General features: G+C 35.3%; 10 protein-coding genes. 8 read left to right on the top strand and 2 right to left on the bottom strand.

Features of this window, described 5'->3' with window-relative positions:
* From DMP16_RS10950 to DMP16_RS05765, 7 genes are all read left to right on the top strand, one after another.
* Positions 1–377, top strand: a 377-nt coding sequence (locus tag DMP16_RS10950; protein ID WP_221929525.1) for a hypothetical protein, incomplete at its 5' end; no start/stop codon positions are given.
* A 3-nt stretch (positions 378–380) separates the two neighbouring features.
* Positions 381–1,451, top strand: a complete 1,071-nt coding sequence (locus DMP16_RS05745) for a saccharopine dehydrogenase NADP-binding domain-containing protein (protein WP_069283490.1) — start codon at positions 381–383, stop codon at positions 1,449–1,451.
* Between the two features lie 293 nt (positions 1,452–1,744).
* Positions 1,745–3,337 carry an ABC transporter substrate-binding protein gene (locus tag DMP16_RS05750; RefSeq protein ID WP_304948035.1) on the top strand — a complete coding sequence of 531 codons (1,593 nt, stop codon included), beginning with the start codon at positions 1,745–1,747 and terminating at the stop codon, positions 3,335–3,337.
* A gap of 24 nt (positions 3,338–3,361) precedes the next feature.
* A complete protein-coding gene (locus tag DMP16_RS11525) occupies positions 3,362–3,901 on the top strand; it encodes a hypothetical protein (RefSeq protein ID WP_304948036.1) in 540 nt (179 codons plus the stop codon).
* 33 nt (positions 3,902–3,934) lie between these two features.
* Positions 3,935–4,942, top strand: coding sequence for an ABC transporter permease (locus DMP16_RS05755; RefSeq protein WP_255446812.1), 1,008 nt, complete (start codon positions 3,935–3,937; stop codon positions 4,940–4,942).
* On the top strand, positions 4,935–5,825 hold the full coding sequence (locus DMP16_RS05760; protein WP_069283485.1) for an ABC transporter permease: 891 nt from the start codon (positions 4,935–4,937) through the stop codon (positions 5,823–5,825). Before DMP16_RS05755 ends, DMP16_RS05760 begins: the two co-directional genes overlap by 8 nt.
* Entirely contained in the window at positions 5,825–6,760 is a 936-nt protein-coding gene (locus DMP16_RS05765) for an ABC transporter ATP-binding protein (RefSeq protein WP_069283484.1), read from the top strand. The genes DMP16_RS05760 and DMP16_RS05765 overlap by 1 nt, the downstream gene beginning before the upstream one ends.
* Before the next feature lie 108 nt (positions 6,761–6,868).
* Here the strand turns inward: DMP16_RS05765 and DMP16_RS05770 are convergent, their stop codons facing one another.
* Entirely contained in the window at positions 6,869–7,333 is a 465-nt protein-coding gene (locus DMP16_RS05770) for an Lrp/AsnC family transcriptional regulator (RefSeq protein ID WP_143576967.1), read from the bottom strand.
* 173 nt (positions 7,334–7,506) lie between these two features.
* Between DMP16_RS05770 and DMP16_RS05775 the strand changes: the two genes are divergently transcribed.
* The gene (locus tag DMP16_RS05775; protein ID WP_069283480.1) at positions 7,507–8,829 is read left to right on the top strand and encodes an aspartate aminotransferase family protein; all 1,323 of its coding nucleotides are present in this window, start codon (positions 7,507–7,509) and stop codon (positions 8,827–8,829) included.
* On the opposite strand, the gene DMP16_RS10955 is transcribed toward DMP16_RS05775, so the two are convergent.
* Positions 8,826–9,184 (bottom strand): hypothetical protein (locus DMP16_RS10955; protein ID WP_221929526.1); only part of this gene is annotated, 359 nt, incomplete at its 5' end. The genes DMP16_RS05775 and DMP16_RS10955 overlap by 4 nt on opposite strands.

The following is a 9,184-nucleotide window of genomic DNA, read 5'->3' on the forward strand; positions in this document are numbered from 1 at the left end:
GTTTCTATAGAATGAATATGCTAAATTCTGAGCTAGTAAAGGGTTATAAGGATATTTCTGAGGACTTAGATTTAGATTTAGTAGTAAATAGTTGGGGAGTTAGCGGGACTGTTATACCAGCAAGTAATCAGCCTAGAAATTATAAAGAGATAGTCAGTTACAGTGATCTTAAGGCTTATGCTGGATACTTCTATTCAATGTTAGTTCAAGGAATAATACCGATGGCATTTCAAGAGCAATGGACTATTTCAGTGTCTCATAGTTTAGGGGACATTTATGCCCATCTAGAAAGAGCGTATGAATCCCTTAGAAAGATAGATGAGTTAAAAAACGTGAATGAACTCATTAAGATGTCTAGTATTGAAGAAGTGTGGTAAACGATGAGAGTTAGCGTAATCGGAGGTAGTGGACAAGTCGGTTCAGTTACAGTTAAGGATTTGTTAGATAATAACATAGATGTAAAGGTAATTGACGTAGTTAAACCTAAACTGGACGTAGAGTACGTTTACGGTGATTTAAATAATATTGATGAAATTGCAAGAAAAATAAAGGATAGTGACTACGTTATAAACACTGCCCAATATTATTTCAATCTAAACGCAATGGAAGCGTGTTTAAGAGCAGGGGTGAACTATGTTGATTTAGGCGGATTGTTCTGGATGACATTAAAACAGTTGGATAAGAATAATGAGTTCGAGAAAAATGGACTACTAGCGCTTATAGGTATGGGTGCGGAGCCAGGTATAACGAATGTAGGAGCTAGATATCTAGTTGACAAATATGGAATACCTAGAAGGATCAGAATAAGGAACGGCTGGAGGTCCCTTAGTTCCAGTTTTAAATTCAATTGGAGCGTAGATACACAAATGGACGAAATTACGATGGACGCTCCGGTTTGGGAGGATGGAAAATATGTGTATTACAAACCGTTAAGTATGAGTGAAGAAGTCTATTTTCATGAACCGGTTGGTAAAGTAAAGACGTACTTAACCATACATAGTGAGCTAGCTACTTTCCCATTTTCTTTCAGAGGAGTGAAATACGTTGATTGGATGGAAGGAGGTGATGGATTCGAAGTAGTTGCAAATTTAGGTAGGATATTCGGAGATGATGCAGAAGTTTATGGGATAAAGGCTAGGAAATATTTAAAGGAACTTTTAAGGTTAAAGAACTTAATAGGTGCTCAAGGGGATGAGTGGGAGTCAGCTAAGGTTATTTTTGAGTATGACAGCACTTCAGTGGAATTTGAGGTGGTGATACCACCTAAAGGTGGATTTGATGGAACTCAATATGGAGCTGGAGTTCCATCAAGCATAGCTGTTCAAATGAAAGTTAGTGGAAATGGTGTCTTACCACCAGAAAAAGTAGTAAGACCGGACGTTTTCTTCAAGGAACTAAGGAGGAGGGGTTTTGAAATTTATGTTATATATAGAGAGAATCTGGGAAACTAACGTGACCTTTAGTAATATTGTTGTAAAATTTTTTAGACGCGACGCTTTTGGACACGCGATTTGCCTTTAAACTACCTTAATTTATTCATGAATAGGTCAGTGCTGTTGGAATTTAAACGAAATACGTCATTTGATCAGCAATAAATGTATGTGCTCATGAGATTTGATTGAAAACTATCCAACAAATCCTCTTAGTTTGATTAATTGATTAGTAGTTTTTGACCTCTTATTAAAAAATGTTTAACATGAATACATGAAATAAGTTTATAAACGATTTTATTAAGTTAAAACTCATGAAATACTCCTCAAAAAAATTTCTTGGATTTTTACTTACTTCTGTTACCTTATTTACTATTTTGCTTGTTAGCATCTCTGCAGTATCAACTATAGTTCACTCACAAACTATCATTATCCAACCCAAAAATTCCTCAGAGTTAATAGACGTAGCTTGGACATATCCTCCTGATGCATTAGATCCTGCAACGGGATTTTGTGATCCAGATCAAGTTATTTTTAACGTAGTTTACCAACAATTAGTTGAGCCAAATGTAAGTAATCCATTACAAGTTGTACCAGGGTTAGCTTATAATTGGACTACTACTAACTATCAAAATTGGACATTTTATTTAAGAAATAATGCATACTTTAGTGATGGTGTTAAGATAAACGCTACAACAGTTTGGTTCTCTTTTTATAGAACGATATTAATGGGTCAGGGTCCCGGTGTAAATAATTATATTAACTTGTTGTTTAATAGTACACAGTACGAAGACACAGGTTTTGCACTCCCTTGGGGAGTAGGAAATGCGATTGAAAACGTAACTGGTTTGCCCACATCTAATAACGCTAATTTAACTGCCACAATTCTAGCTTCAATACTTTCTCACTTTAACGCTAACAATCAAACCATCTTAAAAATAATGGAATATCCTTATCAAGCTGTAGTGGTTAAGGGTCCTTATGAAGTTCAATTTAACCTATTACACCCCTATAGGTATTTCATATTAGACATAGCTTATTGGTGGGGAGCTATACAAGATCCTGTGTTCATTGACGAACATGGAGGAGTTCAAGCTAATACTCCCAATTCATATATTGATGAATACGGTATGCCGGGTAGCGGTCCATATATGATAAAGTCGGTTGGTTCATCCTATTCAACGGTTGTGCTCGTTAAGAATCCTAATTATTGGGGAAATAACGTAACAGGTTTACCACCTGAGCTACAACCAGCTCATATACCAGTAGTGATAATTTACTATGGTCTTTCCCATGAAACTAGACTAGAAGACTTCGATAATAATTTTGCCCAATTATCTTATGTAAGCCCTCAATACTTGGGCTATCTATACAATAACTATGTCTACAAACAGTACGTGAGCTTCAATCAAGTGTTCTATTTAGCGAATGAGATTCAAGGGTGTATTGATTATATTGGTATGAATACCCAGGTTTATCCCACTAATATAACAGCTCTTAGGCTAGCAATTGTTCATGCAATTAATTATACAGCATTGTTAGATTTATATGAATTTAATGGTACTTTACTAGCTAGGGAAGCTTTAGGACCAATTCCTTCCACTTACCCAATATATTATAAAGTACTTAATATAACTCATTTATCACTTTATAGCTATAATATCTCTTTAGCCTTACACTACTTAAATGAAGCGGGATATGAGGGTGACTTTTACGTTACCTTACCTAATGGGACAATAATAGGTAATCCGAAGGGTAATCCATTACCAACTCTGGATATTTACATAACTGTATCACGTCCGACTGCAATATTAGAAGAGGAGTTACAGATAATTCAAGAAGATTTAGAAAAAATAGGTATCCCAACGGCTATAAAATCAGTATTACCTTCAGTAATAGACAGCTAGACTAACGCTCAAGTATCACCTAACTTGGCTTATGCGATATACTCAGCGGACTGGCCGGATCCAGTATTCCAGCAACTATTGCCTCTGACGGATGCATTCTTTGGAGGTATTAGTGGGAATTGGGCTTGGGTGAACTTAACTATACTACAAAACATGTATAATACTCTTCCCTTCATTACTAATCAAACACAACAGCTTCAATTGGTTGCACAAGCTTATAAAATCATATACAATTACGCACCTTATATATGGATGCCTACACCAACCTTGTATTATCTCGTTCAGCCCTATGTGAAAGGGTTTGTAGCACAAGAACTAGCTTACTACTTCTATAACATGTTGTATTATCAGCCCATAACATTTACTTTAGTATCCCCAACTACGTCAACTACTACTAGTGTTTCAACGACTTCTTCTACAACTATAACAACTCCTACCACAACACTGACAACAACTACTACACATAGTTCTTCATCTATAACATTAGATGTAATAATAGCTGTAATAGTAGTGATAATAGTAATTATCGTTGGAATAATATTGTTCTTGAGGGGAAGAAGGTGAAAGGTAACGCAAGGGAACCTATTTTTATTTATCATTAGGCGTATCATAAATGCAATAATAACTATTATAATGTTAATAGTAGTTATTTTTATACTTATTCACGTAATTGCACCAAATCCACTAACCTTAGCAAAAATATATTCTGGTAATCCTCATCCAACTTATGCGCAATTAATAGTTATAGAGAGGAAGTACGGTCTGAATAAGCCACTATATGTTCAGATAATTAATTATATTTCAAATTTATTTCATGGAAATTTGGGAATGGATCCAGTATATAAAGTTCCAGTTGTAAACCTATTATCAAAATATATTCCCAGAACTCTAGAGATAACGATACCAGCTACAGTTTTATCAGTCATAATTGGCTTAGTAACCGGGGCTATAGGAGCGTCAAACAGAGGTAAGGTTTTGGATTATTTCGTGAGAGGAGTATACTTGGTAACTTGGTCATCTCCAACGTTTCTTATAGCAACTGTTCTTCAGCTAGGAGTAGCATATTACCTCAAGTTACTCCCACCTTATGGAATAGTGAATCCTGCTTTAACATCTCCATCTAGAATTACGGGTTTTCCACTTATAGATTCGGCAATAGCCGGAGATTGGGTTTATTTCGTTAGCGTATTAAGGCATATGATATTACCAGTAACTTCTCTTGCAGTGGCTAATTTTGGTATAGTTACTAGACTTTCAAGATCTTCAATGCTCGTCCATATGAACTCCGATTACGCGAAATTAAGTCTAGTTAAGGGTTTAAGTAGGAGAAGAGTAGTTTATGGAGTCGTGCTAAGGAATGCCTCAATACCCATAGTGACGTTAATAGCATTGTTATTTGGCTCATCGATAGCGGGCTCAGTTGCAGTCGAAGATATTTTTCAGTATCATGGAATGGGCTGGTTTATAACTAATTCCTTACTAAACCTCGACTATGTAGGTATTTTATCGACAACGGTCATTGTAGCGGTATTCATAATTGTTGCTAATCTGGTAGCAGATATTCTATACAGTGTGCTAGATCCTAGGGTGAGAGTAGGTGGTTAGTAAATATAAAACCATTTTAAAATTAATAGTGAAAGACCCCTCTGGATTATTAGGATTGTTAATAGTTCTTGTGTTCATTTCATGGTCTTTGATTCAAGGCATTATTGAGTTAATATCACAATATACTAGAAATCCTAGACTTGGATATTTACTTCTTCCTCATAATCCATTTGCAGTTAATCCTTCAGAGGCTCTTCATCCGCCTAATATAAATTATATAATGGGAACTAATGGGGCTGGAGAAGATGTCTTTTCAAGGATACTTTATGCATTGCCAAGAGACGCTTTAGTTGCTATAGTCGTCGTTTTTTCTTCAATTCTGGTCGGTGGAATAATAGGTATTATTGCTGGATATATTGGAGGTGTAGTTGATGAAGTTTTTATGAGGATAACTGACGCTTTCTTATCATTGCCTCCTCTGATTTTAGTAATAGCTATTTCAGTCCCACTTAAAGCTAGCTATCTAGGAGTAATTTTAGGTTTATCATTAGTATGGTGGCCGACATATGCTAGATTATTTAGAGCCCAGACATTAGAAGTTAAAAACACTGATTATATAATTTCTACAACAATATACAAAGTATCCAGATTCAGATTATTTTATAAATATATATTTTTAAACGTGATAGATCCAATAATAGCTTATGCTACACTAGACTTTGGAAACGTTATACTAACGTATTCTACTTTGGCATTCATAGGGATAGGAATAACTCCACCAATACCGGAGTTGGGAGAAATGGCTTCTAATGGCTTATCAGGATTACCAGAAGCTTGGTGGTGGCCACTATTCCCTGGGCTAACAATACTGTTAATAGTTATAGGATTTTCATTGTTGGGAGATAGAATTCAAGAAATAATTATGGGCGAAGTGATGTATTGATGGATATTTTTGTAGGTAAGAATATAAGGAAGTATTATCCTCTGGGAGGAAGGGGTGTACTAGAGCGTATTTTTTTGAAGGATCATATTTTCCTTAAAGCATTAGATGGCGTTTCAATAAACATAATTAAGGGGGAGACTTTAGGAGTTATAGGAGAGAGCGGTTGTGGAAAAACTACTTTAGCCAAGATAATAGCGACCATTGAGAAACCCAGTGAAGGAGAGCTCTATTTCATGGGTAAGGACGTATTTAAAAATATTGAGTTAGTTAGAAAGAACATAGGGATAGTGTTTCAGAATCCCTTATCTTCTCTTAATCCTAGAATGACAGTTGAGGAAATAATCACAGAGGTGTCTAAAGATATTAATAGAACTAAAGAATTGTTAGAGCTTGTAGGATTAGCTTACGATTATGTAAAGGACAAGTATCCTAATGAGTTATCTGGAGGACAAGTACAAAGAGTCTCGATAGCTAAAGCCTTAGCTAAAAATCCAACTCTTCTAATTCTAGACGAGCCTACATCAGCCCTTGACGCGTCAATCCAAGCACAAATACTTAACTTGCTATTAGATTTAAGAAAAGAATTAAACATCACTTATCTTTTTATTACCCATAATATAATAGTTGCAAATTACATTTCAGATAGAATGATTGTATTATATGCGGGTAAAGTAGTTGAACAAGGTAAGAGCGATGAAATATTAGAAAGACCTCTTCACCCTTACACTCAACATCTAGTCTCATCTGTACCTAAGCTTTATAGAAAAGATTTATCACCTCCTTTAGGAGAAGCCCCTAGTTTAATAAATCCTCCTAAAGGATGTAGATTTCATCCGAGATGCCCATATATGATGGATATTTGTAAAATTGAGGAACCTCCTAATGTTAAGGAGAATGGCAGGATCGTATCTTGCTGGCTTTATTATAAGAGGTAATATCCATAAATAGAGAATATGCAATATATTAAAATTATGGCGTACTTATAAATTACCAATTTTTCCTGCATCACATTTTTTACTGTCTTCATTTATCTAAAGTACTATTTACCATAAGACTGTATTTGGTGTTTCTTTTATTACCTTTACTACTACTTGAGTACTAGATCTTTCAATTTCTGGTAAGTTCATTAACCTCTCTAGTAAATTTCTCATGAACTCTTCTCTATTTCTGTATCTTGCCATCACAATGAAGTCAATATCTCCTAAAACGAAGTAAACTCCCCAAACACCTGGTAATTCAGCTATTTTAGAGCCTAAATTAACGTGGTAGTCCTTTCCGTACTTAGCTCTAATGAGGCTTATAACCGTGTAGTCAAAATTCAATAAGCCAGGATCAAGATGTGCATAGTATCCTTTTATTATTCCCAAGTTTTCAAGCCTTTTTATTCTATATGCTATTGTCGATTTAGGAACTCTTAGTTTTTGTCCTATTTCTTCTAAGGAATACTTAGCATTGTTTTGAAGCATCTTTAAAATCTCAAGGTCTATTTTATCTATTTCCAATGCCATAATAAATGAGATATATTACAAATATATAAAGATTATATTGAACAGAGTTCCATTATCACCCATCATAATTATCTGAAAAACAATCAGCATCCTACTTTTCAAACGATCCATCATATAACGTCCAACTTGAACGTAATACAAGTTTATAATCCATTTTACTTAGAACAAATATTATGGAGGAGAAGAAGATTATTAAGGATCATACGTTTAAGACGTGGAGTAAACAAAGAGGTTGGGATCCTATTATCGTCTCAAGCGCTAAAGGAGTCTATTTCTATGATAACGAGGGTAAAAGGTACTTAGACTTCTCATCACAATTCGTTAACGTTAATTTGGGTTATGGAAATGAAAGAGTAATCAGTTCAATCAAAGAGCAATTAGATACCTTACAATATATAAATCCCTCTTTTGGGGCTCAAATTAGAGCAAAGGCAACGAAAGCATTAATTGAAGTTATGCCTAATAGTATTAGAAAGTTCTTCTTTTCGACTTCTGGTACTGAAGCTAACGAGGCTGCAATTAAAGTGGCGAGGATTTACAAGAAACCAGCATATAAGATATTAGCCAGATACAGATCTTATCATGGTTCTACGTTAGCTTCTATATCAGTTACCGGAGACTATAGGAGGTGGTTTGTTGAGCCAAATATAATGCAAGGAGTAGTTAGAATACCAGAGCCCTACTGTTTTAGATGTCCTTTAAAGTTGAAGTACCCAGAATGCAACATTGCTTGTGCTAATTACGTTGAATACGTTATTAAACAAGAACACAATGTAGCTGGAATAATAATTGAACCTATTACTGGTACTAATGGAGTTATCGTGCCTCCGAAAGAATACATGCCATTAATAAGGAAGATAGCTAAGGAAAACGATATTTTGTTTATAGCAGATGAGGTAATGACAGGCTGGGGTAGAGTAGGAGAGTGGTTCGCCGTAAAATTATGGGGAATAGAACCGGATATTTTAACCACAGCCAAAGGTGCTTCAGCATCTTATGTTCCAATAGGTATCACTGGATTTACAAAAGAAATCGGCGATTTCTTCGAAGAGAATATATTTCCACACGGTCATACATTCGAAGCACATCCGGTCTCCCTCTCTGCTATACCCGCTGTAGTTGAAGAATATAAGAGATTAGATCTACTAGCTCACGTGAAAGCTATGGGGAAGTATCTAGGAGAGAGATTAAATGAACTGAAGAATAGGCATATTAGTATAGGAGATGTAAGAGGAGTTGGATTGTTCTGGGCTATAGAGTTAGTTAAGGATAAAAACAACAGTCCATTTGGCGATTACGAGGATAAGTATGAAGGTAGACCAACGTTAATTGATCTTATAACGAAGAAGTTATTGGAGAAAGGTGTTTATGTATATAATGGTCCGTCTTGGTTAATAATTTCTCCACCTCTTATAATAAATAAGGAAGAGATAGATGAAGGGGTTAATGCTATTGACGATGTTTTAAAAGAAGCGGACAAGGAATTTAGAGGCTAAAAAGCCTCAAATATGCTTCCCTCAGTTTTCTGAACCTTAGCTAATTTAATAGCTTCATTTGAAGCTTCCAGATGTTTATCTATCTCCTCTTCTGTATGCATTACCGATACCGTCCACTGCTCATTGAAACCCGCCATTGGTAATATTCCCTTATATATCATATAGTAGAAATATGTGAACCAAGATTTAAAGTCTAGTTTTATGAATTCTCTATAATTTTTTGGAGCTTTATCACTAAAGTAGATCATCCCACTAGGTCCCCAGTGTGTTACGGCTAAGTCTACTTTTAGATCCTCTGCAATATCTTCATATCCTTTCTTTAGTTTTTCACTCAGTCTGTGCATATGATGAAAAG

Origin of the sequence: Sulfolobus sp. B1 (assembly GCF_007050195.1) — an archaeon.
In the GTDB taxonomy this organism is placed as follows: domain Archaea; phylum Thermoproteota; class Thermoprotei_A; order Sulfolobales; family Sulfolobaceae; genus Saccharolobus.